General features: G+C 67.2%; 26 protein-coding genes and 1 tRNA gene. 18 read left to right on the forward strand and 9 right to left on the reverse strand.

Features of this window, described 5'->3' with window-relative positions; genetic code table 11:
* Nucleotides 1-36: 36 nt before the first annotated feature.
* Nucleotides 37-348, forward strand: a complete 312-nt coding sequence (locus tag F1654_RS09775) for a hypothetical protein (RefSeq protein ID WP_150023321.1) — start codon at nucleotides 37-39, stop codon at nucleotides 346-348.
* A gap of 163 nt (nucleotides 349-511) precedes the next feature.
* Here F1654_RS09775 and F1654_RS09780 read toward each other — a convergent pair.
* Nucleotides 512-598, reverse strand: a tRNA-Leu gene (locus F1654_RS09780).
* Between the two features lie 240 nt (nucleotides 599-838).
* Here F1654_RS09780 and F1654_RS09785 point away from each other — a divergent pair.
* The 5 genes from F1654_RS09785 to F1654_RS09805 all read left to right on the forward strand — a co-directional run bounded on the left by F1654_RS09785 (nucleotide 839) and on the right by F1654_RS09805 (nucleotide 6,433).
* Entirely contained in the window at nucleotides 839-1,825 is a 987-nt protein-coding gene (locus F1654_RS09785; protein WP_150023322.1) for a complex I NDUFA9 subunit family protein, read from the forward strand.
* Nucleotides 1,822-2,373 (forward strand): ATP-dependent protease subunit HslV, encoded by a 552-nt coding sequence (hslV, locus tag F1654_RS09790; protein ID WP_150023323.1) that lies wholly within the window; start codon nucleotides 1,822-1,824, stop codon nucleotides 2,371-2,373. The genes F1654_RS09785 and hslV overlap by 4 nt, the downstream gene beginning before the upstream one ends.
* 279 nt (nucleotides 2,374-2,652) lie before the next feature.
* Nucleotides 2,653-3,603 carry a class I SAM-dependent DNA methyltransferase gene (locus F1654_RS09795; RefSeq protein ID WP_150023324.1) on the forward strand — a complete coding sequence of 317 codons (951 nt, stop codon included), beginning with the start codon at nucleotides 2,653-2,655 and terminating at the stop codon, nucleotides 3,601-3,603.
* Nucleotides 3,604-3,715: 112 nt separating this feature from the next.
* Complete coding sequence (gene acs, locus F1654_RS09800) at nucleotides 3,716-5,653, forward strand: acetate--CoA ligase (RefSeq protein ID WP_150023325.1); 1,938 nt, start codon at nucleotides 3,716-3,718, stop codon at nucleotides 5,651-5,653.
* A 114-nt stretch (nucleotides 5,654-5,767) separates the two neighbouring features.
* Nucleotides 5,768-6,433 (forward strand): hypothetical protein, encoded by a 666-nt coding sequence (locus F1654_RS09805; RefSeq protein WP_150023326.1) that lies wholly within the window; start codon nucleotides 5,768-5,770, stop codon nucleotides 6,431-6,433.
* A 6-nt stretch (nucleotides 6,434-6,439) separates the two neighbouring features.
* On the opposite strand, the gene F1654_RS09810 is transcribed toward F1654_RS09805, so the two are convergent.
* Both F1654_RS09810 and F1654_RS09815 read right to left on the reverse strand, forming a co-directional pair.
* Nucleotides 6,440-6,688: a helix-turn-helix domain-containing protein gene (locus F1654_RS09810; protein ID WP_150023327.1), complete on the reverse strand. Its 249-nt coding sequence runs from the start codon at nucleotides 6,686-6,688 to the stop codon at nucleotides 6,440-6,442.
* A gap of 18 nt (nucleotides 6,689-6,706) precedes the next feature.
* Nucleotides 6,707-7,261 carry a DUF2975 domain-containing protein gene (locus F1654_RS09815; RefSeq protein WP_150023328.1) on the reverse strand — a complete coding sequence of 185 codons (555 nt, stop codon included), beginning with the start codon at nucleotides 7,259-7,261 and terminating at the stop codon, nucleotides 6,707-6,709.
* A gap of 455 nt (nucleotides 7,262-7,716) precedes the next feature.
* On the opposite strand from F1654_RS09815, the gene rdgB reads away from it, so the two are divergent.
* The 4 genes from rdgB (at nucleotide 7,717) to F1654_RS09835 (ending at nucleotide 12,625) form a co-directional block, all read left to right on the forward strand.
* On the forward strand, nucleotides 7,717-8,322 hold the full coding sequence (gene rdgB / locus F1654_RS09820; RefSeq protein ID WP_150023329.1) for an RdgB/HAM1 family non-canonical purine NTP pyrophosphatase: 606 nt from the start codon (nucleotides 7,717-7,719) through the stop codon (nucleotides 8,320-8,322).
* Nucleotides 8,319-9,467, forward strand: a complete 1,149-nt coding sequence (hemW, locus tag F1654_RS09825) for a radical SAM family heme chaperone HemW (RefSeq protein ID WP_150023330.1) — start codon at nucleotides 8,319-8,321, stop codon at nucleotides 9,465-9,467. The genes rdgB and hemW overlap by 4 nt, the downstream gene beginning before the upstream one ends.
* An 88-nt stretch (nucleotides 9,468-9,555) precedes the next feature.
* On the forward strand, nucleotides 9,556-10,374 hold the full coding sequence (locus F1654_RS09830) for a TIGR00282 family metallophosphoesterase (RefSeq protein ID WP_150023331.1): 819 nt from the start codon (nucleotides 9,556-9,558) through the stop codon (nucleotides 10,372-10,374).
* A gap of 79 nt (nucleotides 10,375-10,453) precedes the next feature.
* Nucleotides 10,454-12,625: an LPS-assembly protein LptD gene (locus tag F1654_RS09835; protein WP_150023332.1), complete on the forward strand. Its 2,172-nt coding sequence runs from the start codon at nucleotides 10,454-10,456 to the stop codon at nucleotides 12,623-12,625.
* Between the two features lie 6 nt (nucleotides 12,626-12,631).
* Here the strand turns inward: F1654_RS09835 and F1654_RS09840 are convergent, their stop codons facing one another.
* Nucleotides 12,632-13,279 carry a hypothetical protein gene (locus tag F1654_RS09840; protein WP_150023333.1) on the reverse strand — a complete coding sequence of 216 codons (648 nt, stop codon included), beginning with the start codon at nucleotides 13,277-13,279 and terminating at the stop codon, nucleotides 12,632-12,634.
* 95 nt (nucleotides 13,280-13,374) lie between these two features.
* On the opposite strand from F1654_RS09840, the gene F1654_RS09845 reads away from it, so the two are divergent.
* Nucleotides 13,375-14,085, forward strand: a complete 711-nt coding sequence (locus F1654_RS09845; RefSeq protein WP_150023334.1) for an FkbM family methyltransferase — start codon at nucleotides 13,375-13,377, stop codon at nucleotides 14,083-14,085.
* Here the strand turns inward: F1654_RS09845 and F1654_RS09850 are convergent.
* Complete coding sequence (locus F1654_RS09850) at nucleotides 14,078-14,476, reverse strand: hypothetical protein (protein ID WP_150023335.1); 399 nt, start codon at nucleotides 14,474-14,476, stop codon at nucleotides 14,078-14,080. The two genes, F1654_RS09845 and F1654_RS09850, sit on opposite strands and share 8 nt — an antisense overlap.
* A gap of 184 nt (nucleotides 14,477-14,660) precedes the next feature.
* Between F1654_RS09850 and F1654_RS09855 the strand changes: the two genes are divergently transcribed.
* The 7 genes from F1654_RS09855 to F1654_RS09885 all read left to right on the forward strand — a co-directional run bounded on the left by F1654_RS09855 (nucleotide 14,661) and on the right by F1654_RS09885 (nucleotide 20,248).
* Entirely contained in the window at nucleotides 14,661-15,275 is a 615-nt protein-coding gene (locus F1654_RS09855) for a ribonuclease D (protein ID WP_150023336.1), read from the forward strand.
* A complete protein-coding gene (locus tag F1654_RS09860) occupies nucleotides 15,272-15,928 on the forward strand; it encodes an LPS export ABC transporter periplasmic protein LptC (protein ID WP_150023337.1) in 657 nt (218 codons plus the stop codon). The genes F1654_RS09855 and F1654_RS09860 overlap by 4 nt, the downstream gene beginning before the upstream one ends.
* 18 nt (nucleotides 15,929-15,946) lie before the next feature.
* Complete coding sequence (locus F1654_RS09865; RefSeq protein WP_150023338.1) at nucleotides 15,947-16,507, forward strand: LptA/OstA family protein; 561 nt, start codon at nucleotides 15,947-15,949, stop codon at nucleotides 16,505-16,507.
* 86 nt (nucleotides 16,508-16,593) lie between these two features.
* Nucleotides 16,594-17,361, forward strand: a complete 768-nt coding sequence (lptB, locus tag F1654_RS09870) for an LPS export ABC transporter ATP-binding protein (protein WP_150023339.1) — start codon at nucleotides 16,594-16,596, stop codon at nucleotides 17,359-17,361.
* A gap of 8 nt (nucleotides 17,362-17,369) precedes the next feature.
* Complete coding sequence (gene rpoN, locus F1654_RS09875) at nucleotides 17,370-18,875, forward strand: RNA polymerase factor sigma-54 (RefSeq protein ID WP_150023340.1); 1,506 nt, start codon at nucleotides 17,370-17,372, stop codon at nucleotides 18,873-18,875.
* Nucleotides 18,876-19,076: 201 nt separating this feature from the next.
* A complete protein-coding gene (gene hpf / locus F1654_RS09880; protein WP_150023341.1) occupies nucleotides 19,077-19,730 on the forward strand; it encodes a ribosome hibernation-promoting factor, HPF/YfiA family in 654 nt (217 codons plus the stop codon).
* 53 nt (nucleotides 19,731-19,783) lie between these two features.
* Nucleotides 19,784-20,248, forward strand: coding sequence for a PTS sugar transporter subunit IIA (locus F1654_RS09885; RefSeq protein ID WP_150023342.1), 465 nt, complete (start codon nucleotides 19,784-19,786; stop codon nucleotides 20,246-20,248).
* 44 nt (nucleotides 20,249-20,292) lie between these two features.
* Here the strand turns inward: F1654_RS09885 and F1654_RS09890 are convergent, their stop codons facing one another.
* The 4 genes from F1654_RS09890 to F1654_RS09905 form a co-directional block, all read right to left on the reverse strand.
* Nucleotides 20,293-21,618, reverse strand: coding sequence for a dicarboxylate/amino acid:cation symporter (locus F1654_RS09890; RefSeq protein ID WP_150023343.1), 1,326 nt, complete (start codon nucleotides 21,616-21,618; stop codon nucleotides 20,293-20,295).
* A gap of 77 nt (nucleotides 21,619-21,695) precedes the next feature.
* The gene (locus F1654_RS09895) at nucleotides 21,696-21,980 is read right to left on the reverse strand and encodes a hypothetical protein (protein ID WP_150023344.1); all 285 of its coding nucleotides are present in this window, start codon (nucleotides 21,978-21,980) and stop codon (nucleotides 21,696-21,698) included.
* Between the two features lie 122 nt (nucleotides 21,981-22,102).
* Complete coding sequence (locus F1654_RS09900) at nucleotides 22,103-22,636, reverse strand: carboxymuconolactone decarboxylase family protein (protein ID WP_150023345.1); 534 nt, start codon at nucleotides 22,634-22,636, stop codon at nucleotides 22,103-22,105.
* A 98-nt stretch (nucleotides 22,637-22,734) separates the two neighbouring features.
* Entirely contained in the window at nucleotides 22,735-23,286 is a 552-nt protein-coding gene (locus F1654_RS09905; protein WP_150023346.1) for a peroxiredoxin, read from the reverse strand.
* Between the last annotated feature and the right edge of the window lie 93 nt (nucleotides 23,287-23,379).

The following is a 23,379-nucleotide window of genomic DNA, read 5'->3' on the forward strand; positions in this document are numbered from 1 at the left end:
TCAGCTGCATCAAAATTCCATGCAGGAGACTTCATATTGCATAAGGTCGTCGAAATAGCGCTGAGGGTTTTTGGCGCCCTCACCGCACTTGCCGGCATGGTTTATGGCGGCCTGATTTTGGTTATTTTCTTTTTTGTGGGACAGGCCGCAGGCTTTGCGGATCCCCAATATGCGATCAAATACCTTCTGGCTGTGCTCTATGTCGCCGTTACCGTTTATGTGGCGGTCACACTGGCGCTGCGCGCTTCGACACGGCGTGCCGCTTTGCTCGCGCTCCTGGTCGCGCCCGTCCTGATTCTCTTCCTTGTGGCGCCCGATTATGCGGCCTTGCCACAGCCCTCAGAGTAAAATTTAAAGGCTGGCGCCACAGCGAAACCTGCGGCCTGACCGCTCCGCTCCCGCTGCGGTGACAGCGCGGAGCTTGCTCGGCCAAAGCGCCAAAGGGGGCGCACGGGGGGTGAAAACCCCCGCTTCAAAAACTATGAATTTCAAAGGATCGGACGCAGGTCTGTGGTGCCCAGGAGAAGACTCGAACTTCCACTCCCTTTCGGGAACTGGCACCTGAAGCCAGCGCGTCTACCAATTCCGCCACCTGGGCAAGGCAACAGAGGCCGCGGGTGATACGGCGCGGGGGGCGGGGTGTCAACGCCCTCGCGCGGGGGCGCGGCGGCGATTTGCACATGGGTCGCCGGCGTTCTTATCTCAGGCCTGTGCAGCCGGGACGCCGGGCCGCATGGACAGGGGCGGTGATTTTTGGTCTATCGCGTGTCAGCACGCAGTCCCCCTGGCGCGCTGGCCGGCCCTTCGCGCCGCCAGCCGCTGACGAGCCGGAGGCCCCATGACGATTTTGCGCGACGAGATGATCACGGTGTTCGGCGCTTCCGGCTTTATCGGCCGGTATGTGGTGCGCCGCCTGGCCAAGGCGGGCTACCGGGTGCGCGCGGCCACGCGCCGCCCGCATCTGGCTCATGAGCTCAAGCCCATGGGCGTGGTGGGCCAGGTGCAGCTGGTGCAGGCCAATCTGCGCGATCCCGCCTCGGTGGCGCGCGCGGTGGACGGCGCCCATGGCGTGGTCAATCTGGTGGGCATTCTGGCCGAGGGCGGGCGCCAGACCTTCCAGTCCCTGCAGGCCGAAGGCGCAGGCCTGGTGGCGCGCGCCGCCCGCGAGGCGGGGGTGGAGCGCTTCGTCCACATCTCGGCCATCGGCGCAGACGCCCACAGCAAGTCGCGCTATGCCCGCACCAAGGCGCTGGGCGAGCAGGCCGTGCTCGAAGCCATGCCCGGCGCGGTGATCCTTCGCCCCTCCATCGTGTTCGGACCCGAGGACGGCTTCTTCAACCGCTTCGCCGACATGGCCCGCTTCGCCCCCGCCCTGCCGCTGATCGGCGGCGGCGCGACACAATTCCAGCCGGTCTATTGCGACGACGTGGCGCTATGCGCCCTCAAGGCGCTGGAAGGCGAGGCCCATCGCGGGCGGGTGTATGAGCTGGGTGGACCGAAAACCTACACCTTCCGTGAGCTGATGGCCTTCATCCTGAACACCATCGAGCGCCCGCGCCTGCTCATCCCCGTGCCGTTCCCCATCGCCTCCATGATGGGGCTCGCCGGTGAGATCATGGGTGCGCTGCCCTTCGTGGAGCCCTTCCTGACCCGTGATCAGGTGACGCTTCTGAAGTCCGACAATGTGGCCGGCGCCGGGGGCGCCGATACGGGCCGGATCTCCGATTTCGGCGTCAGCCCTGAAAGCATCGAGGCGGTCACCCCCGCCTATCTCGCCCGCTACCGCAAGGGCGGGCAGTTTGCCGACAAGCGCAGGCTCGCATGAGCGAAGAGCGCGCCTTTCCCGGCTGGCGGGGCACCACCATTGTGTGCGTGCGCAAGGGCGTGCGCGTGTGCATCGCCGGCGATGGCCAGGTCTCCATTGGCAATACCGTGGTCAAGGCCAGCGCGCGCAAGGTGCGCCCGCTGGCGGGCGGGGCGGTGATCGCAGGCTTCGCCGGCGCCACGGCGGACGCCTTCGCCCTGTTTGAACGGCTGGAAGCCAAGCTGGAGCAATATCCCGCCCAGCTGGCGCGCGCCTGTGTGGAGCTGGCCAAGGACTGGCGCACCGACCGGTATTTGCGCCGGCTGGAAGCCATGCTGATCGTGGCCGATGCGCGTGAGACCTTCATCCTCACCGGCGCCGGCGACGTGCTTGAGCCCGAGCACGGCATCGCCGCCATCGGATCGGGCGGCCAGTTCGCCCTGTCGGCGGCGCGCGCCCTGACGGACCATCTCGACGACCCCGAAGCCATCGCCCGCCGCGCCATGGAGATCGCGTCCGAGATCTGCGTCTTCTCCAATAATAATCTGACGGTGGAAACGCTGGGCTAGGGGTGGCTGAAAAGGCCCTATCCATCCCCCCCTTTGCGTTTTCCCGGCGAAAGCCGGGATCCAGACCAGCGGCTCTCCTGGGCCCCGGCTTTCGCCGGGGAAACGCGGGTGAGGAGGCTGGCGTTCAGATGTTTAACCGCGCCCCCACACCTTTATCCTCTCCCCCATGTCCATGGGGGAGAGGGGTGAGAGCGCCTTTGTCTGAAAAAATTCCTCTGGCGCAAATGCGGCGTGCGCCCTAAATGCGCGCCAGCAAGACACTCTCACCATGGACCGAATATGAGCCCGTACGGGTTTTCTTCCGGCGATCCCCAGGCGGACCGCCGGCATGGGTTCGCCGAGGCGCTGGCGGCGTCAGGAGATATGGAGGCCGCCGCCGAGGCGCTGGCCGGGGCGCTGGAGCGTGCGCCGGGATGGGCGGCGGGCTGGCACCGGCTGGGCGAGTGGCGTCTGGCGTCCGGCGACCGGGATGGCGCGGCTTCGGCCTGGCGCCGGGCGCTGGAGGCCGATCCGCGCGATCGGTTCGGCGCGCGCGCCCGGCTTGATCTGATGAGCGGCGCGCCGGTATCGGAAAGCCTGCCGCCGGCCTATGTGGAGACGCTGTTCGACCAGTATGCGCCGCGCTTTGACGCGTCCCTGACCGGATCGCTGAGCTATCGCGGCCCGCAGATCGTGATGGAGGTTCTGGGCCGCGCCGGGTTTGCGCGCGCCGCCCGGGCGCTGGATCTGGGCTGCGGCACCGGGCTGATGGGCGCGGCGCTGCGTAGCTCTTGCGATCATCTCGAAGGCTGGGATATCTCCGCGGCCATGCTGGCCCGCGCCCGCGCGCGGGGCGTCTATGACGCGCTGGCGCGCCGCGACATCAATGCGCTGGAGATGGGCGGGCCGCGCTATGACCTGATCGCCGCGGCGGACGTGTTCACCTATGTGGGCGCGCTGGAGCGCGTGGTGGCCTGGTGCGCTGATGCGTTGGAGCCGGGCGGCTGGTTCGCCTGCGCGCTGGAAGCGGGCGAGGCGGGCGTCACCTTGCGCGAGACGATGCGTTTCGCCCACGCGCCTGATTACCTGAGCGCTCTGATGGACCAGGCCGGCTTCACCAGGGTGGAGATCAGCGCCTGCACGCTGCGCCGCGAACGCGGAGCGGATGTTCCGGGCCTGGCCGTCATGGCGCGCGCAGGCGGGCGCACGCCGGACCGGGACCGCGATGACACGGCCAGCCTGACAGCCTGAGGCGCGCAAGTGCCGGCGAGCCATAAGGGTGCGCGTGCGTGTGCCCGGCTTGCTCCGGGCCCGCCCTGCGGTCCATGGTCTGGGCTTCCGCCAGCCTGATCCGGAGCGAGCGATGACCGACGCCCCCATCCCTGTCCCCGCCTCATTCAAGGACGCGCGCATCACGCCAGAGCGTTACGCCGAACTTTATCAGCGCTCGATTGCTGACCCGGACGGGTTCTGGTGTGAGGAACTGAAGCGCGTGGACTGGATCAGGGCGCCTTCGCAGATCTCGGACGTGTCGTTTGACCGGGACGATCTGCACATTCGCTGGTTCGAGGACGGGGTGCTGAATGTCGCCTGGAACTGCATCGACCGGCATCTGCCCGCACGCGCCAGCAAGCCGGCGCTGATCTGGGAGGGCGATCACCCCTCGCGCCATCACGCCATCACCTACGCCCAGCTCTATGACCATGTCTGCCGTTTTTCCAATGTGCTCAAAGGTCTGGGCGTGAGGAAAGGCGACCGGGTCACGCTCTACATGCCGATGATCCCGGAAGCCGCCTACGCCATGCTGGCGTGCGCGCGCATCGGCGCGGTGCATTCGGTGGTGTTCGGCGGCTTCTCGCCCGAGGCGCTGGCCGGGCGCATCCGCGATTGCGAGAGCGCGTTTGTCATCACCGCCGACGAGGGCGTGCGCGGCGGCAAGCCGGTGCCGCTCAAGGCCAATGTGGACGCCGCGCTTGAGCTGGCGCCGGGCGTGAAGGCGGTGCTGAGCGTGCGCCATACCGGCGCCGATGTAGGCTGGGTGGAGGGCCGCGATCACTGGCTGCATGAGCGGCTTCTGGACGCCGACGCCCATTGCGCGCCCGAGCCCATGAACGCCGAGGACCCGCTCTTCATCCTCTACACCTCGGGCTCCACCGGAAAACCCAAGGGGGTGCTGCACACCACGGGCGGGTATCTGGTGTGGGCGGCCATGACCCACGCCTATACCTTCGATCATCGCGAGGATGACGTGTTCTGGTGCACCGCCGATGTGGGATGGGTGACCGGGCACAGCTATATCGTCTACGGCCCGCTGGCCAATGGCGCGACCTCGCTGATGTTCGAGGGCGTGCCCACCTGGCCTGGTCCGGACCGCATCTGGGAGGTGGTGGCCAAGCACAAGGTCACCGTGCTCTACACCGCGCCCACCGCCATCCGCGCGCTGATGCGCTTTGGCGACGAACCCGTGCGCGCCCATGACCGGTCATCGCTGCGCCTGCTGGGCAGTGTCGGCGAGCCGATCAACCCGGAAGCCTGGCGCTGGTATCATCAGGTGTGCGGCGAGGGGCGCTGCCCGGTGGTGGACACCTGGTGGCAGACCGAGACCGGCGGCCATCTCATCACGCCCTTGCCCGGCGCTCATGCGCTCAAACCCGGCTCGGCGAGCTTTCCCATGTTCGGCGTGCGGCCCGCCCTGGTGGACAATGAAGGCAATCGCCTGCCCGAGACGGGCGCGCAGGAGGGCAATCTGGTGCTGCTGGGCTCCTGGCCGGGCCAGATGCGCACGGTCTATGGCGATCACCAGCGCTTCATCGACACCTATTTCAGCACCTATCCGGGGATGTATTTCACCGGCGACGGGGCGCGCCGCGATGCGGACGGATACTGGTGGATCACCGGCCGGGTGGATGACGTGCTCAATATCTCCGGCCACCGGCTGGGCACCGCCGAGATCGAAAGCGCGCTGGTCGCCCATGAGGCGGTCTCAGAGGCGGCCGTGGTGGGCTATCCCCACGATATCAAGGGCCAGGGAATTTACTGCTATGTCACCCTCGCCGCCGGGCGCGAGCCGGATGCGGCGCTGGAAAAGGCCCTCAAGGATCAGGTGCGCAAGGAGATCGGGCCGGTGGCGAGCCCGGACGCCATCCAGTTCGCCCCCGGCCTGCCCAAGACCCGCTCAGGCAAAATCATGCGCCGCATCCTGCGCAAGATCGCCGAAGGCGAGACCGGCGCGCTGGGTGATACATCCACCCTGGCCGATCCCGGCGTGGTGGACAGCCTGATTGCGGGGCGGAAGGGGTAATATCCCCACTCCCAGCGGGCGCTTTCAGGCCGCACCAGTCTGCCTTGATTCCGGCGCCGCCGGACGGGATATGCACGGCCATCCAAACGCCACCGCAAATGCTGGAGCGCCGTCATGCAGTTCCTGCCCTACGCTATCGGGATATTCCTGCTCACGCCCTTTTTCATCTGGGCCGGCTTCTACGTGATCATGCCCGGGCCGAAATGGGGCGTCACCGATGCGCCGCTGACAGCCTCCATGCTGATGGTGTCGCTGCCGCTGGTGGCCTATCACTCGCTGGCGGGGCTGGCGTTTGTGGCCAATTCCATGGCCGGGCGCACGGGCGAGACCGCCCCGGTCTGGACGCCGGCGCGCCGTTTCGGCCAGGCCATGGCGCCGCTCACCATTCTGCTGACCGCCGGATCGCTGGCCTGGCTCGCTTCACTGGGCGAGAGCGCCTATGCGATGGCGGGCGTGGCCGCGCTGGGTCTGTTCATGGCGCTGAGTCTGGCCGGGGCGGAAAGCAGCCGCTCCTTCGGCCATATGCTGACCGCGCCTGCGGCGGGCGTGCTCATGGGTCTGCGTCAGGCCGGGCGGCTCTTGCTGGCCGTGCCGGTGATCGGCCACATGCTGCGCGAGATCGCCGCCGATCCGAACCGGGCCGGGCCGTGGATCGCGCTCAATCTCGCCCTGTCGCTGGCTGCGCTGGTGTGGGTGTTCGGGCCGGGCGTGATGGTGTTCCTGGCCATGGCCAGCGTGCCGCTGGTGTTCTGCGCCATACTGATGTTCTGCACGGAGTAGGCGCGCTTACCCGCTCTCATCCACGTCCGGATCGTCATCGTCCGGATCGCCGTCGGGATCGAACACCAGAAGATCGCCCGGCTGGCAGTTCAGCTCGCGGCACAGCGCCTCCAGCGTGGAGAAGCGCACCGCCTTGGCCTTGCCGGTCTTCAGGATGGACAGATTGGCCATGGTGATGCCCACGCGGTCGCACAGCTCGGTGAGCGACATGCGCCGCTCCAGGAGCATGCGGTCAAGGGTGACGCGGATGGGCATGGTGTTTCCCGCGCTCCCCTAAATGGTGAATTTCTGTTCGTCGCGCAGGCGCGCGCCCTCGCGGAACACTTCCGCCAGGACCAGGATCGCCAGCACCGAGAACCAGGCCGCCAGATTCAGACTGAAATCGGGGATGATGCGCGCCCCGCTCTCCACAGGCGCGCGGCCCAGCAGCGTAATCACCAGCGCCAGCACGCCATGGGCGGCGTAGTGCAGCAGCTGATAGACCGCGATCCCCAGCGCGATGGCGCGCAGATGATTGGCGTTTTCCGGCACGAAGGGATCGCCCGCCGTCAGCGTGGCGAAGATCAGGCGCAGCCGGTAGATGATGAAGGTCAGCGCCGCCCAGGCCAGAATCGCCATGGGCAAGGCCAGTACGAAATCGCGCGCCAGCCACTGCCGCAGGGCGCCCGGCAGCTCCGGCCCGAACCCGATCAGCGCGTAAACACCGCTGAAAATAATGAGGACAAAGATCAGGCTCGCCAGGCCAAGAATGGCCAGCAGGGCGAAAAACCCGATATCCAGCAGCAGCTTCAGGATGGAAGCCAGCGAACCGGCGCCAAGCGTTCTCATGCTGCTCCCCTCCCCGTGCGTACTTCAGTTGCGGGCGACGAACCGGCTTGAGCCGGAAGCGCCAGGACCGGGATCCGCCGGGGAGGAGCGGGTCGGTTCAGGGCTTCCGGCTGTCAGCCGTCGCCACAGCCTCACGCGACCAGCGGTGCGATCGCGGCGGCCATCCCGGCGAACACGCCCGCCACCAGAGCCAGGTTGATTACCATGGCGAGGGCGGCGTGCCCGGCAGTGTTAGTGGTCCTGACCATCTCATACTCTCCTTGTGTCTCGTGTCGACCAACTTTTTGCCCCGCCCGGTCATTGTTCCGCCGGGCTGTCGGCTTTATGAGGTTTGCGTTCCCGCTCGCCTCGAGACCCTATCTAGGACATCCGACATCGCTTGGCAACAAAAATATATCGAAATTCGATATTAATTTTCCGAAAGGCGATATGAATTTTTGACAGGACGGTTATGCATGAATGTCTTCATACGGACAGACGCCTGGGTGCTCGCAAGCCATAATGCAGGCAAAATCAAAGAGTTAGATGCGCTTTTGGCGCCCCGCGGACTATCGGTTCTGGGCGCTGGCGCGCTCGGTTTGCCCGAGCCCGGAGAGACTGAAACCAGTTTTGCGGGCAATGCGCAGCTGAAAGCCGAGGCTGCAGCGCGTGCGTCGGGCCGCGTGTCGCTGGCTGATGATTCCGGTCTGGCGGTGGATGCGCTGGACGGCGCCCCGGGCGTGTATTCGGCCCGCTGGGCGGGACCGGACAAGGACTTCTCGCTGGCCATGGACCGCGTGCGCCGCGAACTCAAGGCGTTGGGCGATGTGACACACGCCGCGCGCTTCGTGTGCGTGCTGGCGCTGGCCCATCCTGAAGGCGAGGTCCGGCTCTATGAGGGCGAGGTGCGCGGAACCCTCACCTTCCCGCCGCGCGGGACGGGCGGGTTCGGCTATGATCCGGTGTTCGTGCCCGACGGTCATAAGCGTACATTCGCCGAGATGACCGCAGATGAAAAACGCGCCCTCAGCCACCGCGCGCGCGCCTTTGCGCGCCTGACGGCGGATATCTTCGGCTCATGAGCCCGGCCCCAGCCGCTCTGGGTCTCTATGTGCACTGGCCGTATTGCGCGCGCATCTGCCCGTATTGCGATTTCAACGTCTACAAGGCGGCCAACGCGGATGCAGACGCACTGACGGCGGCGATCCTCGCCGATCTCGATCACTGGCGCGCGCGCACCGGGCCGCGCGCGCTGGCCAGCGTCCATTTCGGCGGCGGCACGCCCTCGCTGATGAACCCTTCTCAGGTGGCGGCGGTGCTGGACCGCGCCGAAACGCTCTGGGGCCTGGCGCCCGGGGCGGAGATCGGGCTGGAAGCCAATCCCAAGGAAGCGCCGGCCTTCGCCGGGCTGGCGCAGGCCGGGATCAACCGGCTGTCGCTGGGGGTGCAGGCGCTGGATGATGCGAGCCTTGCCCGGCTGGGCCGCGATCATGATGCGGCCATGGCCCTCAAGGCCGCAGAGGCCGCACAGAGGCAGTTCGCCCGCGTCTCCATCGATCTCATCTATGCGCGCGAGGGCCAGAGCCCGGACGGCTGGGCGCGCGAGCTGGGCCGGGCGCTGGATCTGGGCCTTGATCATCTTTCGCTCTACCAGCTGACCATCGAACCGGGCACCGCCTTCGCCCGTCAGGCCGAGCGCGGCAGTCTCATTCCGCCGCCCGATGATGCAGCGGCGGACATGTATCTCTTGACGCAAGGCATGACCGAAGCGGCGGGGCTGCCCGCCTACGAGATTTCCAATCACGCCCGCAGCGCGGCCCATCACTCGGTGCACAACCGGCTCTACTGGGAAGGGGCGAACTGGATCGGGGTGGGGCCCGGCGCCCATTCGCGCCTGGGCGCCCATGCCAGGGGCGGGCGGGTCGCAGCGGAGGCGGCGCGCCGCCCGGCGGACTATATCGCCGGGGCGGCGTCCGGCGCGGCCCAGAGCCTGGAGACGCTGGACGCGCGCGCCGAGGCGATAGAGCGCGTGCTGATGGGGCTGCGCCTGGTGGAGGAGGGGCTCGATACAGACCGCCTCGCCGCCCTGACCGGCCATGGCGTGGATGAGGACGGGCTCACCCGGGCCCTCGCACGCGGCCATGTGCGGCGCGAGGGGTCTCGCCTGGTGCTGACCCGGTCCGGACGCGCCTTCGCCGATTCCGCCGCCGCCCTGCTGGCGCCCTGACCCCGCGCATGGCCGTGACGGGCGCAGTGCGCTATATCGCGCGCCAGAAACGGCCCGTTCACCCGGGCGCCAAGGATAAGGACAAATCATGCGTCTGGCGTTTTTCGGCGATGTGGTGGGCAAGTCCGGCCGCGATGGACTGGCCGCGCACCTGCCCGGTCTGCGCAAGCGCCTGAAGCTCGATTTCGTGGTCGTGAACGCCGAGAATGCGGCGGGCGGTTTCGGCATCACCGAGCGCACGGCGGCGGAGCTGTTTGATGCGGGCGCGGACGTGCTCACCCTGGGCAATCACGCCTGGGACCAGGCCGAAGCGCTCACCTATATCGAGCGCGAGCCGCGCCTCCTGCGCCCGGTCAATTATCCCGAAGGCGCAGCGCCCGGACGCGGCGCCTCGCTCTACGCCCTGCCGGACGGCCGCCAGGTGCTGGTGATGAACGTGTTGCTGCGCCTGTTCATGCAGCCGCTGGAAGACCCGTTCGCGGCGGTGGACCGCCAGCTGGCGGCCTGTCCGCTGGGCCAGGCCGCCGACGCTGTCATCGTGGACATGCATGGCGAGGCCACGTCCGAGAAAATGGCGCTGGGCCATTATTGCGACGGGCGGGCGAGCCTGGTGGTGGGCACTCACACCCATGTTCCCACCGCGGACGCCATGATCCTCAATGAGGGTACGGCCTATATGACCGATGCGGGCATGTGCGGCGATTATGATTCGGTGATCGGCATGGACAAGGCCGAGCCCATCTCGCGCTTTGTCACCCATATGCGCGGCGGCCGCTTCACCCCCGCCAGCGGCGAGGCGACAGTGAGCGGGGTGTTCATCGAGACCGATTCCAGAACAGGCCTGGCCCTGCGCTGCGAGCCGGTGCGCGCAGGCGGGCGGCTGAGCGCGGCGCTGCCCGCCGTCTGAGCGGCCCGTGGACGGCGCCGGAGAGTTCCGGTAAACCCGCTCATTCAGGCGCCTGTGGCGCACAGCGCGAGCGAGGGGCATGGTGAGACGGGCTCTGCTGTCATTAGGGTGCGCCCTGGCGTTCGCCATCATATCGGTCCCTGCGCAAGCCCTGCAGGACGAGGACGGCCGCGCCTATCTGGAAGCCAATGAACTGGTCGAGGACCGGGCCCGCGGGGTCTATATCGCCCGCGGCCAGGTCGTCATGTATTCTGACGGGCGCACAGTGCGCGCCGACGAGATCCATTATGACCCGGCGCTGGGACGCATCACCGCGCGCGGCTCGGTGGAAATCCACGAGCCCGGCCAGCCCGGCCAGACCGCCGAGTATGTGGAGCTGGATGACGAGCTGCGCGAGGGTTTCGCACGCGGCTTCGCCGCACTTCTTGAAAACAATGGCCGCACCGCGGCGGCGCTGGCGCTGCGCCGCGCTGATGGCGGCGTGGAGCTGAGCGACGCCTATTACACCGCCTGCGAGCTGTGCGAGGACGGATCGCGCCAGCCCACCTGGAGGCTGCGCGCCGACCAGGTGATCCAGGACACCGGCAGCCAGATGATCCGCTACCGCAATGTCCGCCTGGATGTGCGCGGCGTGCCGGTCTTCTACGCGCCGGTCTTCGCCCATGCCGACCCCAGCGTGGGCCGCAAATCGGGCTTCATGGGACCCGATATCGACATCTCAAACCGGCTCGGCTTCACCTGGCGCCAGCCCTATTTCTGGGCCATCAGCCCGCATCAGGACCTGACCATCGCGCCGCGCGTGATGACCGAGGCCAATCCGCTTCTGGAGCTGACCTGGCGCAAGCGCTTCTGGTCTGGCTATGTGCGCGCCCAGACCGCCGCCACCTGGGAGCGTGAGTTCGACCGGGACGGCAAGTTCGGGGATGCCGGCCTGCGCGGGCACATGTTCGCCACCGGCGAATTTGACATCAACCGCTTCTGGCGCTGGGGCTTTGGCGTGCAGGCCGTGACCGGCGGAGACCTGTTCCTGCGCCGCTATGGCTATTCGGAAGACGCCGAGGGTTTCGAGAGCCTGTTCACCGCCCCGCGCCGCGATCTGATCAGCCAGATCTGGACCGCCGGGCGCGGCCAGGCCTGGTATGCCGATGCAGCCGCCTATCAGTTCAACCGGCTCAGCGACACCTTCGACGACAAGCGCCTGCCGGTCGCCGCCCCCCAGCTGCGCGGCCATTACCAGCTGGCTCTGCCCGCCAATACGGGCGTTGCAGAGTTTTCGTTCAATGCCCTCAGCCTGACGCGAGAGCTGGGCGATGACTATCACCGCGCCAGTGCGGGCGTGGAGTGGAGCCGGCCCGTGATTCTGCCCGGCGGGCTGCGCGCCGAGCCCTTCGCGGTGGGCCGGGCCGATATCTTCGACATCACAGAGCGCACCAATGCGGGTGTGGAGACCGGCCGGTTTGACGGATCGCGCGCGCTGGGTGCGGCCGGAGCGGATGTCAGCTGGCCCTTCCTGCGCCCGGGCGACCGGGTGGACGTGATCCTGGCGCCGCGCCTGTCAGCGGTGGCGGCGACGGGTGTGGACGCAACCATCCCTCCCAATTTCGACAGCCAGACGATCGATCTGGACCGTTCCTTCATGTTCGCGCCGGTGCGTTCGCCCGGCTTTGATCTATGGGAGGATGGCGCGCGGGCGGATATCGGCCTGTCAGCGGAGTTCAGCGAGGCAGGCGGTTCGCGCGGCGTGGAGCTGTTCGCCGGACGCAGCATCCGCCTGTCAGGCGATGAACGCTTTCCACAAGGCTCGGGGGTCTCCGAGGACCGTTCCGACTGGGTGGCTGAAGGCCGGCTCGATTATGACTGGCTGCGCCTGGGCGCGCGCGCGCGCCTGGATGGCGATACATGGAGCGCCAACCGGGTGGACGCCAACGCCGCCGTGCAATTATGGCGGGCCAGCCTGTCAGCGCGCTATACCGATGTGTCGGGCGCGGGCGCAGCGCGGAACCTGCGCGAAATCAGCGTCTCCACCCAGCTGGAGCTGACCGACCGCTGGTCCGGCTTCTACCGTCACCTGCACGATCTCGACGCGGGCGAATCGCGCCGGATTCAGACCGGTTTCCTGTATCGTGACGAATGCACGATCCTGCGCGTGTATTACCAGCGCGAGAACGAGCGCGTGAGCAGGCTGGGGCCGAGCGAATCCCTGAAGTTCGAAATCGTGCTGTTCACCCTGGGCGGCGCGGGCAGCCGCTAAAGCCTCCTAATCGCGGTACAGCCCTGTCAGCGCGCAGGTTTCGGCAAAGGCCGCGCGGATGCGCCGGATCTGGGCGGGCGTGACATCCTCGCGCCGCACCACCGGACGGGCGCGATAGTCCGACTTGGCCCGGGTGGCGAGCTGGAAGCCTGAAAGGCCCAGCAGGGCCATCAGAGCGCGCACATCGCCCGCCAGGCGCTCATAGGCCAGCACGTGATGGACCTGCAGGCGCCAGCCGTCCGGTGTTGCTTCAGCGTATTTGGCGATGTCCACCGGAAAGCGCCCGGCCTCGCAATAGGCGTCCCAGCTTTCAGGCCGCCCGCCATCCGCTTCGGCATGGTCAGGGGAGAGGTGGAGCATGTGGAAATGGCTCAGGCACTTGTCCACCGGCTCGCGCTCCACGCAAAAGCGGGTAAAGCTCGAAAAATCCGCCTCTCCAATAAAAGCGCGGATATCGCTCGCCGGCGCGTGGGCCTTGAGGGTGACGCCGTCGCGGGTGTGATTTCGCGCGGCGTGGCCGGGTACGGGCGGGAACAGCTGCGTCACCACCGCATCGGGCTCAAGGCGTGCGGAAAGGTCCGCCTCCAGGCTGGTGCCGGCGGTCTTCTGGGTCTTGATGAACACGAACCCGTAGCGATAGCTGACCAGCGCCATGACCGTCCTGCAGGCAACAGGCGCCGCAGCGCCTTGCCCGGCGGCGCGCTGCGGCGTTGTATGCCGCACACGCCCTCACCGGAGACTCGAAGACCATGCCCCGCCGCGCCCCGCTCAAGCAAGACGCGCTAGATCAGCTGGTGCGCCGCGCCGTTCCTGCACGCTGCGTTCTGGATGTGGGCGTGCTCACCGGAACGCCGGAGCTGATCCGCGCCTATCCGGACCTGCCCCATATCCTGTTCGAGCCGGTGGCCGAGCTCAAGGACGCCATCAGCGCCACCTATCGCGGCGTGTTGCACCAGATCGTGACGGCGGCGGTGAGCGACGCCGAGGGCGAGGTGGAGATCGAGATACACACCGACAAGGACAATGGCGCTGTGACCCATGCCGGCATGGTCGCCCCCGGCGCCGGACGCGGCGGCGCGCGCCGCACGACGGCGGCGGTGACGCTGGACGGCTTTCTCAAAGGCCGCGATCTGCCCGAGCCCTTTGTTCTGAAGATTGATGTGGACGGGGCGGAGCTGCAGGTGCTGGCCGGTGCACAAGAAACCCTGGAGCGCTGCTCGATTGTGATCGTGGAATGCACGGCTGACACGCTCTGTGAGCGCATCGCCGCGGTGCAGGCGGCCGGCTTCCGCCTCTTCGACCTGGCCGAGCCATGCTATTATGACGGCGCGTTCTGGCAGTGTGATGCGGTGTTTGTGCGCGAGGATCTGCACGCACAATTCTTCACCCGCATCACCGATGCCGCGGATCCGGCGCTGTACGAAACTTTCCGCAAGGGCCGCTGGCCGCTGTTCAGCTGAGCCCCAGCACCCAGGCGCGCGCGTCTTCGCCGTCTTCGAACGCGCGTATGCGCACGGCGTAAGGCAGGCTCACCGCCTCGATGACGCCCAGAACATCATCGCGCCCGCGCGTGGAGACAAAAGCCAGGCGCTGGATCATCATGTCTTCGAGAACGGCTGACAGAGGCTCGACCAGTTGTTGAGCCTGATAGCCGGGACTTGACCGCCGCACATCCACAATCATGGCGCGCACAGCATGTCCGCTTGCCATGTTCTCGGCCTCGCGCTGGGCCTTGTACAAGTCCGCCTCGCTGACCACCCCCTCAAACAGGAAGCTGATCAGGCCCGCTTCGCGCTCTAACCGGATATCTACGGCGGCGGCGTTGTCACTCGTCAGGCGGAATTTGAGCATGGCGTCCTGTATGCCTCGGCCTGCTGGCGGCTGGATCCGCCGCTTGCCCTGATCGCATCCCTTGCAGCAAGGCCATGGGCGCATGGCCGTCTTGCGCCAAGGCGCGTGCACGCATTGACGCGCCGCGCGGAAGGACCGATACCCATGTCTCTTCCTTATCACAGCCGGGCATACAGACGAAATCATGACCATCCATCTGCATGCGGGCGACCTGCCTGACGGACTTGATCTGGGTGCGCGCGTGGCGGTGGACACCGAGACCCAGGGCCTGTCCCTGGTGCGCGACAAGGTCTGCCTGGTCCAGCTCTCGTCCGGGGACGGCGACGCCCATATCGTCCAGCTTGACCGGGACGGCTATCACTGTCCGAACCTGAAAGCCCTGCTGGCCGACGCGTCAGTGGAGAAGATTTTCCACTTCGCCCGCTTCGACGTGGCCGTGCTGCTGCGCGATCTGGGGGTGGAGACCGCGCCGGTCTTTTGCACCAAAATCGCCTCGAAGCTCATCCGCACCTATACCGACCGCCACGGACTGAAAGACGTGGTGCGCGAGATCGCCGGGGTGGAATTGTCCAAGCAGCAGCAGAGCTCGGACTGGGCGGCGGATGATCTCAGCCCGGCCCAGCTGGAATACGCCGCCTCGGACGTCCTGTATCTCCATCAGGTGGCCGACGGCCTGTCGGCCATGCTGGCGCGCGAGAACCGCACGGCGCTGGCCCGGGCCTGTTTCGGGTTTCTGCCCGCCCGGGCGCGTCTGGATCTGGCGGGCTGGGCTGACACGGATATCTTTGCGCACTCATGACCTCCGCCGCCGCTACGCATGACAGCCTGATCGGCGAGCGCCGGGCCCGCTCGCTGGCGGGAGCGCGCGCGCAGACGGTCCGGATCAGGCTGTTGCGCGCCGCCCTGCTGATCGCCATGGCCGCGGTGGCCGGCAACGCCATCGTCCAGGCCGTCCTGTCCGGCGCGCGCGCATCCTCCGAGCCGGCCTTCGCCCCGGCCAGCGACGCCGAACGCATCACCAATCCGCGCTTTACCGGCCGGGACCGGGCGGGCACGCCCTTCGTAGTCATCGCCGACGCCGCCGTGCGGCGGCTGGGCGGCGTGACCCCCCTGACCGATCTTGAACGCCCGGCATTGAGCTATGCCTGGTTGGAGGGCGCTGATGACGGCTCCCAGGCGCTGGCCGAAACCGGCGTCTTTGACGAGGCCGCCGAGACCCTGTTCCTGCGCACCAATGTGCGCTTCACCACGCCCACCGGCTACAGCTTCAACGCTCCGTCCGCGCGCATCAGCCTGCGCGAGGGCACAGTAAGCGGAGATGAGGGCGTGTCCGGCACGGCGCCCTGGGGCGGGGTGCGCGCTGATGCGTTCGAGGTGCAAGACGGCGCCAACCGGGTTATCCTCACCGGCGATGTGCGCACCCGTATCTATCCCGGCGGTGAGGCGCCGTGACGTCAGGAGACCGATCCCATGTTCCGCCGCCTGTTCTGCGCCGCCCTTCTCGCCGCCGTCTGTCCCCTGACGGGCGCTCATGCCCAGACCCAGCAGCAAGGCCCGCTGGATATCAGCGCTGAAAACTCCGAGATTCTCGATCCTCAGGGCCGCCTCATCTACTGGGGCGATGTCAATATCATCCGCGGTGAGGAGCGCCTGCGCGCCGACCGGGTCGAGGCCCTGTTCAATCGCCGCCAGGACGGTGGAGACGGCGGGCTGCGCCGGGTCATCGCCACGGGCGAGGTGTTTTATATCCGGCCCGGCGAAATCGCCCGCGGTGATCACGGCATTTATGACCTGGAAGCCAACACCATCACCCTGACCGGGGCGGTGGTGCTGACCCAGGGCTGCAACGTGTCCACCGGCGAGCGGCTGGAAGCTGATCTGGACGGCGGCATGGCGCGCCTGTTCGGCGGCGAAGGCGGGCGGGTGCGCTCGATCTTCTTCACCGGTTCCGAAGGGCCCGCGGACACGCGCGACTGCCCGGCCCCGGACGTGCCGGGCGAGGGCCCGCGCCCCTTCCCGGGCGGGCGCTGACCTGCATCCCTGGCGGCAAGGGCCCTTTCCATGCCCCGCACGCGCGGCGCGGGCTTCACGAATTCTTAGGCGTGCTGGAGCTAACCATGACGGATACGGCGAAGCAGGCGGATGCGCACGCACCCGCAGCTGGCGATTCGGGGCTTTCGGTCAGTGGTCTGGGCAAGACCTATGGCCGGCGGGCGGTGGTCCGGAACGTGTCGCTCGCTCTCCAGCGCGGAGAGGTGGCGGGACTTCTGGGGCCGAACGGCGCGGGCAAGACCACCTGCTTCTACATGATCACGGGGCTCATCCGGGCCGATAGCGGGACCATCATGCTCGACGGGGCCGACATCACCGACCTGCCCATGTACCAGCGCGCGCGCCTGGGCATTGGTTATCTGCCGCAGGAAGCCTCGATCTTCCGCGGCCTGTCGGTTGAGGACAATGTGGCGGCGGTGGCCGAGCTGGCCGAGCCGGACCGCACCCGGCGCAAGGCGCTGGTGGACGAGCTGCTTGACGAGCTTAACATCGCCCATCTGCGCAAGAGCCCGGCTGTGGCCCTGTCCGGTGGCGAGCGCCGCCGGGTGGAGATCGCCCGCGCCCTGGCCGCGCAGCCGAGCTTCATCCTGCTCGACGAGCCGTTTGCGGGCATCGACCCGCTGGCCATTTCCGATATCCGCGAGCTGATCACCTATCTCAAGGAACGCGGCATCGGCATTCTCATCACCGATCACAATGTGCGCGAGACGCTGGAGATCACCGACCGCGCCACGATCATTTTTGATGGCGAAGTGCTCTTTGAGGGCACGCCCGAGGAAGTGCGGCGCGACGAAAGCGTGCGCCGTCACTATCTCGGCGAGCTGTTCAACTAGGAGGGCGTATGGCGGGGCTCGGACACAAGCTCGAGGCGCGCCAGGGCCAGGGGCTCGTCATGACGCCCCAGCTGCAGCAGGCGATCAAGCTGTTGCAGCTGAACAATATGGAGCTGGCCGAGTTCGTTGAAGCCGAGCTGGAGCGCAATCCGCTCTTGGAGCGTGACGAACGCGCTGAACAGGCCGAGAGCGAGGAGCGCAGCGAGGTCAAGGCGGATGCGTCTGACGGCGAGGAGCTGAGCTTTGACGCGCCCGGGCGCGCCGACGACGCCATCGATGCCGACGCCGAGACGATGTATTCCGATTCCAAGTCCGACATGGCCGGCGCCGAGCCGGCGGGCGGCGCGGTGGACTGGTCGCGCGCGGGCAAGGGCGGGGGCGCAGGTTTTGACGGCGAGGCCTATGACGCCGCCGCCAACAGCGCGCGCGAGAAAACCCTGCGCGAGCACCTCCATGACCAGCTGGCCGACCTGGCGCTGTGCGCCTCGGACCGGATGATCGCGGCTCATCTGATCGATCTGGCTGACGAGGACGGCTATCTGCGCGCTGATCTCACAGAGACGGCCGAGCGCCTGGGAGTCACCCGCTCGGAAACCGAAGCCGTGCTCGAGCGCTTGCAGCAATTCGAGCCGTGCGGGGTGATGGCCCGCTCGCTTCAGGAATGCCTGGCCCTGCAGCTGAAAGAGCGCGACCGGCTGGACCCGGCCATGGCCGCCCTGGTGGATAATCTGCCCCTGCTGGCCAAGCATGATTACGCCGCGCTGAAAGCCGCCTGCGATGTGGATGGCGAGGATCTCGAGGACATGATCGCCGAGCTCAAGCGCCTCACGCCCAAGCCGGGTCTCGGCTTCGGCGCTGACGGCGCGCGCTCGGTGGAGCCTGACGTGACGGTGCGCGAGCGCCCGGACGGCAGCTGGGCGGTGGAACTCAATACCGACACCCTGCCGCGCGTCCTGATGAATAACCGCTACGCCGCCCAGATCAGCCGCGGCGCGCGTTCGGACGAGGAAAAGCAGTTCATCTCCGAATGCACCCAGAACGCCTCCTGGCTGGTCAAAAGCCTGGATCAGCGCGCGCGCACCATCCTGAAAGTGGCCAGCGAGATCGTACGCCAGCAGGACGCCTTCCTGGCCAAGGGCGTGGCCTGGCTGCGCCCGCTCAATCTCAAGACCGTGGCCGATGCGGTAAGCATGCATGAGAGCACGGTCAGCCGGGTCACCTCGAACAAATATATCGCCACGCCGCGCGGCCTGTTCGAGCTGAAATACTTCTTCACCTCGTCCATCGCGTCGGCCGATGGCGGGGAGGCCTATTCGGCCGAGGCGGTGCGTTACCGCATCAAGGCCATGATCGACGCCGAGACGGCCGACGGCGTGCTCAGCGATGACGCCATTGTCGAGCGCTTGCTGGCCGACGGGGTGGATATCGCCCGGCGCACCGTGGCCAAATACCGCGAGGCGATGAATATCCCCTCCTCGGTCAAGCGCCGCCGGATCATGAAGGGCGCAGGCTAGGCCGTTTCGATCCTTGACGGATTTTTCAGCACAAGCAGCGCCGGGCGGGTCTGGCGCCTGCATCGCGCATTGACGCCCCCTGACTTGCGCCGATACCGTGTTTGTCCGGGTCTGGTTCAGACCGGGGCCGCGCACCGGCGCGGCGGGAGAACCCGAACGCGCCGAATGCGGTGTGCGGCGTCAGCTGCAAAGGGAGTTCCCATGCACATCCAGTTCGTCTCCAAGGGCATTGATGTTTCTCCGGCGCTGCGCGAGCGCATCGAGCTTCGCGTCTCCGACGCGGCGGCGAAATATTTCAACCGTCCCTCTGAAGCCTTCGTGGTCGCCGCCAAGGAAGGGTTCGGATTCAAGGTGGACTGTTCGCTGCATCTGCCTTCGGGCGCCTTCCTGCAGGCTTCGGGCGCCGGCGAGGACGCCTATGCCGCCGCCGAGGCCGCCGCGATCCGGCTGGAAAAGCGCCTGCGCCGCTACAAGCGCAAGCTGAAGGACCATCACAACGACAACAAATTGGCCCTGCCTGCGGAGGAAACGCCGATCCGGGTGCTGCAATCGGCCCGGATCAATGGCGGCGAGGACGCCGACATGGACGAGGATGAGGATGATGGCGGCGCTGAAGGCGGCGACGAGCCGGTCATCATCGCCGAGACCGCGGGCGAGCTGCGCACCCTGACCGTCTCCATGGCGGTGCTGGAAATGGATCTGGCCGACGCGCCCTTCCTGATGTTCCGCAATGCGGCCAACGGCTCGGTCAATATCGTCTACCGCCGTCCGGACGGTCATGTGGGGTGGATTGATCCGGCGCGAAGCGCTAAAGACGGCGCGAAACCGGCGGCGGGCGCTCCAGCCCGCGCATAGGGGTAGGGCATCGGGCGCGGCCTCGCGCCAGAAGCAGCCAGGCTGAGCAGGGAATGGCCTTGATCGACTTGATACCGCAGGGCGGCATCGTGGCGGACATGAACGCCACCAGCCGCAAGCAAGCCTTGCACGGCCTGGCCGAGCTGGCGCAGCGCAGCTTGAATATCCCGGCCCGTCCGGTGCTGGAGGCGGTCATCGAGCGCGAGCGCCTCGGCTCCACCGGCGTGGGCGACGGCGTGGCCATTCCCCATGCGCGCACCGATCATGTGGACCGGGTGTGCGGGGTGTTCGCCCGGCTCAAACAGGGCGTGGATTTCGACGCGGTGGACGGCCAGCCCGCCGATCTGGTGTTCCTGCTTCTGGCGCCTGAAGACGCCGGGGCCGAGCACCTCAAGGCGCTGGCCCAGATCTCGCGCCTGTTCCGGCGCGAGGATGTGCGCCGCGCCGTGCGCGCCGCGCCCGACGCCAACGCCATCAGCGCGATCCTGTCAGGCGGCGTGCACTCCAACGCGGCCTGAGCGGCGTTTTTCAGCAGATCTGGCAGGCCGTGCGCCGCCCGCGATCAGTCGCGGTCGGCGTCGGCGATCTCGCGCGCGGGCTCCGGCGCCTCATAGGGCTTGTCGGCGGGGGCGCGGAAGCGGTCCTCGTCCAGCTCGCCCTCCCATTTGGCCACAGCGGTGGCCACCATGGCGTCGCCGGTGACGTTGAGCGCGGTGCGCGCCATGTCCATGATCCGGTCCACCGGCAGGATGAAGCCGACAATGATGGCGATCTGCTCGGGCGGCACGTCGAACGTGCCCAGCACGATGGCCAGAAGGAACAGCCCGGCGCTGGGAATGCCCGCTGCGCCGATGGAGGCCAGCGCAGCTGTTACCGCAATGAGCACGTATTGGGTGAGGGTGAGGTCATAACCGAAGGCCTGGGCGGTGAACAGCGCCAGAATGCCCAGATAAATGCCCGTGCCGTCCATATTGATGGTGGCGCCCAGCGGCAGGACCGAGCCGGCTACCGAGCGCTTCACGCCCAGATTCTCGGTCACATTGGCGATGGTCACCGGCAGGGTGCCCGCGCTGGACGCGGTGGAATAGGCCACCGCCTGGGCGTCCACGATGCCGCGCGCGAAGCTGAACACCGGCAGATTCAGGACAAAGCGGACAAATCCCCCGTAGACCAGAATGGCGTGCGCGATGAGCGCGGCGTAGACCGTGGCGATCAGCACCCCGATGGAGGCCAGCGCCTCCACCCCTTGCGCCGCCACGGTATAGGCGACCAGGGCGAAGACGCCGAACGGCGCCACTTCCATTACGATATGGGTGATTTTCAGCACCACGTCGGCGGCGGAGTTGAACAGATCGCCCACCGGCTTGCCGGACTTGCCGGCCATGATGATGCCGATGCCCAGAAGGATGGCGAAGAAGATCACCGCCAGCACATCGGTGTCGGCCAGCGCCGCCACCGGATTGGTGGGCACGATGGCGATCAGGCGCTCGACAATGCCGGGCTGGTCGGTGTCCACCGGGATCGGGTCGGCGCCGCCCAGATTCACCCCGGCGCCGGGCTGGAAGGCGAGGCCGAAGCCGATGCCGATCCACACCGCAAAGAAGGTTGTGCACAGATACAGCGCCACCGCCTTGCCACCGATGGAGCCGAGCTTTTTCGGGTCGCCCAGGCTCGCCACCCCGGCCACCAGCGTGGTCAGGATGAGGGGGATGATGAGCATGCGGATGAGGTTGAAGAACAGGTCGCCGACCGGCTTGATGAAGGCCTCGATAAAGGCCGCACCGGCCTCCTGGCCCATGATCTGGACCACGATCAATGCAAACGCCACGCCCAGCGCAAGCGCCCCCAAGACGCGCATCCACAGCGCGGTCCCGAACCACCAGTTCATGAAAGCCCCTTCCAGCTGGACGCTGCTCACTGACGCGCCAGCCTAAGCCGCCCGCGTGTCAGGTCAACGCTGCTGCGTCAGCCGCGCTGCGCCGGGCCGGACAGCTTGAGCAGCGCGATGCGCGCGATCAGCACGGCCCAGACCACGCCCGCGATCAGCATCCAGGGCGCCAGCGCGAAACCGGGATCGATGCGCGACAGCGCGATCAGCCCCGCCGACAGCCCGGCCTGGACGGCGACCGTGCGCCAGCTGAGATCATGATAATGACGCCCGGCATGAATGGTGCGCCGCGAGAACCAGCGCCAGGCGCGCGATGTCCGGCCCCGGTCCCGGGCCCGGCGCATCTGTTCGCTATGGTTCAACAACGTGCTCATATGTTCAGAATACGGATAAATCCGCGCGCTGTCAAAGCCTGATTTAAAACGCCTTGCGCCCGCCTGCGGGGCGCGCAGACGGGCGATCCGGACAGACTGAAACGGCAGGATCAGGCAGCCAGGGCGGCTTCCGCGCGCAGGATGGCGCTGGCGGCGTTCACCGCCGAGGCGATGCGCACGGCGGCCTGGATCTGCTCGGCGGAGAGCCCGGCCTTGCGCAATTCGTGCTCGTGGGCGTCGATGCACATGCCGCAGCCATTAATGGCCGAGACCGCCAGCGACCACAGTTCGAAATCGGCCTTGTCCACGCCGGGACTGGCGATCACGTTCATGCGCAGGCGCGCGGGCAAGGTCTTGTAATCCTTGGCCGCAGCCAGGTGGACGAAGCGGTAATAGACATTATTCATGCCCATCACCGCCGCCGCCGCCTTGGCCGCCTGGGCGGCCTCGGGCGCGAGCCGGTCTTCAAACTCGGCGGTCAGGGCGCGCATCACGGCGGGCTCGCCGCAGGCATGGGCGCTGGCCAGGAAGCAGCCGAATTTCTTCTGGTCGTCCAGCACGCTCTCACGCGCCAGAGTGGACAGGTTCAGCTTGATGTCCTTGGCGTAGTCGGGAAGGGCGTCTTTCAGCGCGTCGAGGCTCATCGCGGCAATCCTGAAAACTGAAGGGGAGGAGGGGAGGAAGCGTTTTGCGCTTGCCAGCCGGACGGGACTGAGGTCCCGCCCGGCTGGCCGCAGCGCTATCAGGCCGCCAGCGTATCGCCGCCCACCGGGCGGTTGCAGGGGCACAGATCGTCGGTCTGCAGGGCGTCGAGCACGCGCAGCGTGTCTTCCGGGTTGCGCCCGACATTCAGATTGGTGGCGTAGACGTGCTGGATCACGCCATGCGGATCCACGATATAGGTGTAGCGGTAGGCCACGCCTTCAGGAGAGCGCACGCCCAGAGCGTCCACCAGCGAACCGGTGGGGTCGGCGAACTGCCACTGGTCCAGCGAGCGCAGGTCAGCGTGCTCGCGCCGCCAGGCCAGCTTGCAGAATTCGTTGTCGGTGGAGCCGGTCATCACCACCGCGTCGCGGTCGGCGAACTCGCCGTTCAGCTTGGCGAAAGCCACGATTTCGGTCGGGCACACGAAGGTGAAGTCCTTCGGGTAGAACACGATCACCTTCCACTGGCCCGGGAAGCTCTCATGGGTGAGCGCCTCGAACGCGCTTACGCCGTTTTCCTCATGGGCGTTGAATTTCGGCTTCACGCCGGTGATTTCGAATTCGGGCAGCTTGTCGCCGATGCCGAGCATGTGACTCTCCTGTTGACCTTGAACCTGAACGGCGCGGGATCGCGGCGCCGCCGCGCGGAACGCTGCGCTGCAGCACAATCTGGTGCGGCGCAG

The sequence above is a fragment of the Alkalicaulis satelles genome (assembly GCF_008630495.1).
GTDB classification, from domain to species: Bacteria; Pseudomonadota; Alphaproteobacteria; order Caulobacterales; family Maricaulaceae; genus Oceanicaulis; species Oceanicaulis satelles.

Excerpts from the sequence above, each read along its gene's own strand:
- F1654_RS09835 (WP_150023332.1), top strand. The coding sequence starts at position 10,454 with ATGGTGAGACGGGCTCTGCTGTCATTAGGGTGCGCCCTGGCGTTCGCC.
- F1654_RS09890 (WP_150023343.1), bottom strand. The coding sequence starts at position 21,618 with ATGAACTGGTGGTTCGGGACCGCGCTGTGGATGCGCGTCTTGGGGGCG.
- F1654_RS09860 (WP_150023337.1), top strand. The coding sequence starts at position 15,272 with ATGACCTCCGCCGCCGCTACGCATGACAGCCTGATCGGCGAGCGCCGG.
- F1654_RS09830 (WP_150023331.1), top strand. The coding sequence starts at position 9,556 with ATGCGTCTGGCGTTTTTCGGCGATGTGGTGGGCAAGTCCGGCCGCGAT.
- F1654_RS09795 (WP_150023324.1), top strand. The coding sequence starts at position 2,653 with ATGAGCCCGTACGGGTTTTCTTCCGGCGATCCCCAGGCGGACCGCCGG.
- hemW (WP_150023330.1), top strand. The coding sequence starts at position 8,319 with ATGAGCCCGGCCCCAGCCGCTCTGGGTCTCTATGTGCACTGGCCGTAT.
- F1654_RS09865 (WP_150023338.1), top strand. The coding sequence starts at position 15,947 with ATGTTCCGCCGCCTGTTCTGCGCCGCCCTTCTCGCCGCCGTCTGTCCC.
- F1654_RS09885 (WP_150023342.1), top strand. The coding sequence starts at position 19,784 with ATGGCCTTGATCGACTTGATACCGCAGGGCGGCATCGTGGCGGACATG.
- F1654_RS09855 (WP_150023336.1), top strand. The coding sequence starts at position 14,661 with ATGACCATCCATCTGCATGCGGGCGACCTGCCTGACGGACTTGATCTG.
- F1654_RS09785 (WP_150023322.1), top strand. The coding sequence starts at position 839 with ATGACGATTTTGCGCGACGAGATGATCACGGTGTTCGGCGCTTCCGGC.
- rdgB (WP_150023329.1), top strand. The coding sequence starts at position 7,717 with ATGAATGTCTTCATACGGACAGACGCCTGGGTGCTCGCAAGCCATAAT.
- lptB (WP_150023339.1), top strand. The coding sequence starts at position 16,594 with ATGACGGATACGGCGAAGCAGGCGGATGCGCACGCACCCGCAGCTGGC.
- F1654_RS09810 (WP_150023327.1), bottom strand. The coding sequence starts at position 6,688 with ATGCCCATCCGCGTCACCCTTGACCGCATGCTCCTGGAGCGGCGCATG.
- F1654_RS09805 (WP_150023326.1), top strand. The coding sequence starts at position 5,768 with ATGCAGTTCCTGCCCTACGCTATCGGGATATTCCTGCTCACGCCCTTT.
- hslV (WP_150023323.1), top strand. The coding sequence starts at position 1,822 with ATGAGCGAAGAGCGCGCCTTTCCCGGCTGGCGGGGCACCACCATTGTG.
- F1654_RS09905 (WP_150023346.1), bottom strand. The coding sequence starts at position 23,286 with ATGCTCGGCATCGGCGACAAGCTGCCCGAATTCGAAATCACCGGCGTG.
- acs (WP_150023325.1), top strand. The coding sequence starts at position 3,716 with ATGACCGACGCCCCCATCCCTGTCCCCGCCTCATTCAAGGACGCGCGC.
- F1654_RS09840 (WP_150023333.1), bottom strand. The coding sequence starts at position 13,279 with ATGGCGCTGGTCAGCTATCGCTACGGGTTCGTGTTCATCAAGACCCAG.
- F1654_RS09815 (WP_150023328.1), bottom strand. The coding sequence starts at position 7,261 with ATGAGAACGCTTGGCGCCGGTTCGCTGGCTTCCATCCTGAAGCTGCTG.
- F1654_RS09845 (WP_150023334.1), top strand. The coding sequence starts at position 13,375 with ATGCCCCGCCGCGCCCCGCTCAAGCAAGACGCGCTAGATCAGCTGGTG.
- hpf (WP_150023341.1), top strand. The coding sequence starts at position 19,077 with ATGCACATCCAGTTCGTCTCCAAGGGCATTGATGTTTCTCCGGCGCTG.
- rpoN (WP_150023340.1), top strand. The coding sequence starts at position 17,370 with ATGGCGGGGCTCGGACACAAGCTCGAGGCGCGCCAGGGCCAGGGGCTC.
- F1654_RS09850 (WP_150023335.1), bottom strand. The coding sequence starts at position 14,476 with ATGCTCAAATTCCGCCTGACGAGTGACAACGCCGCCGCCGTAGATATC.
- F1654_RS09900 (WP_150023345.1), bottom strand. The coding sequence starts at position 22,636 with ATGAGCCTCGACGCGCTGAAAGACGCCCTTCCCGACTACGCCAAGGAC.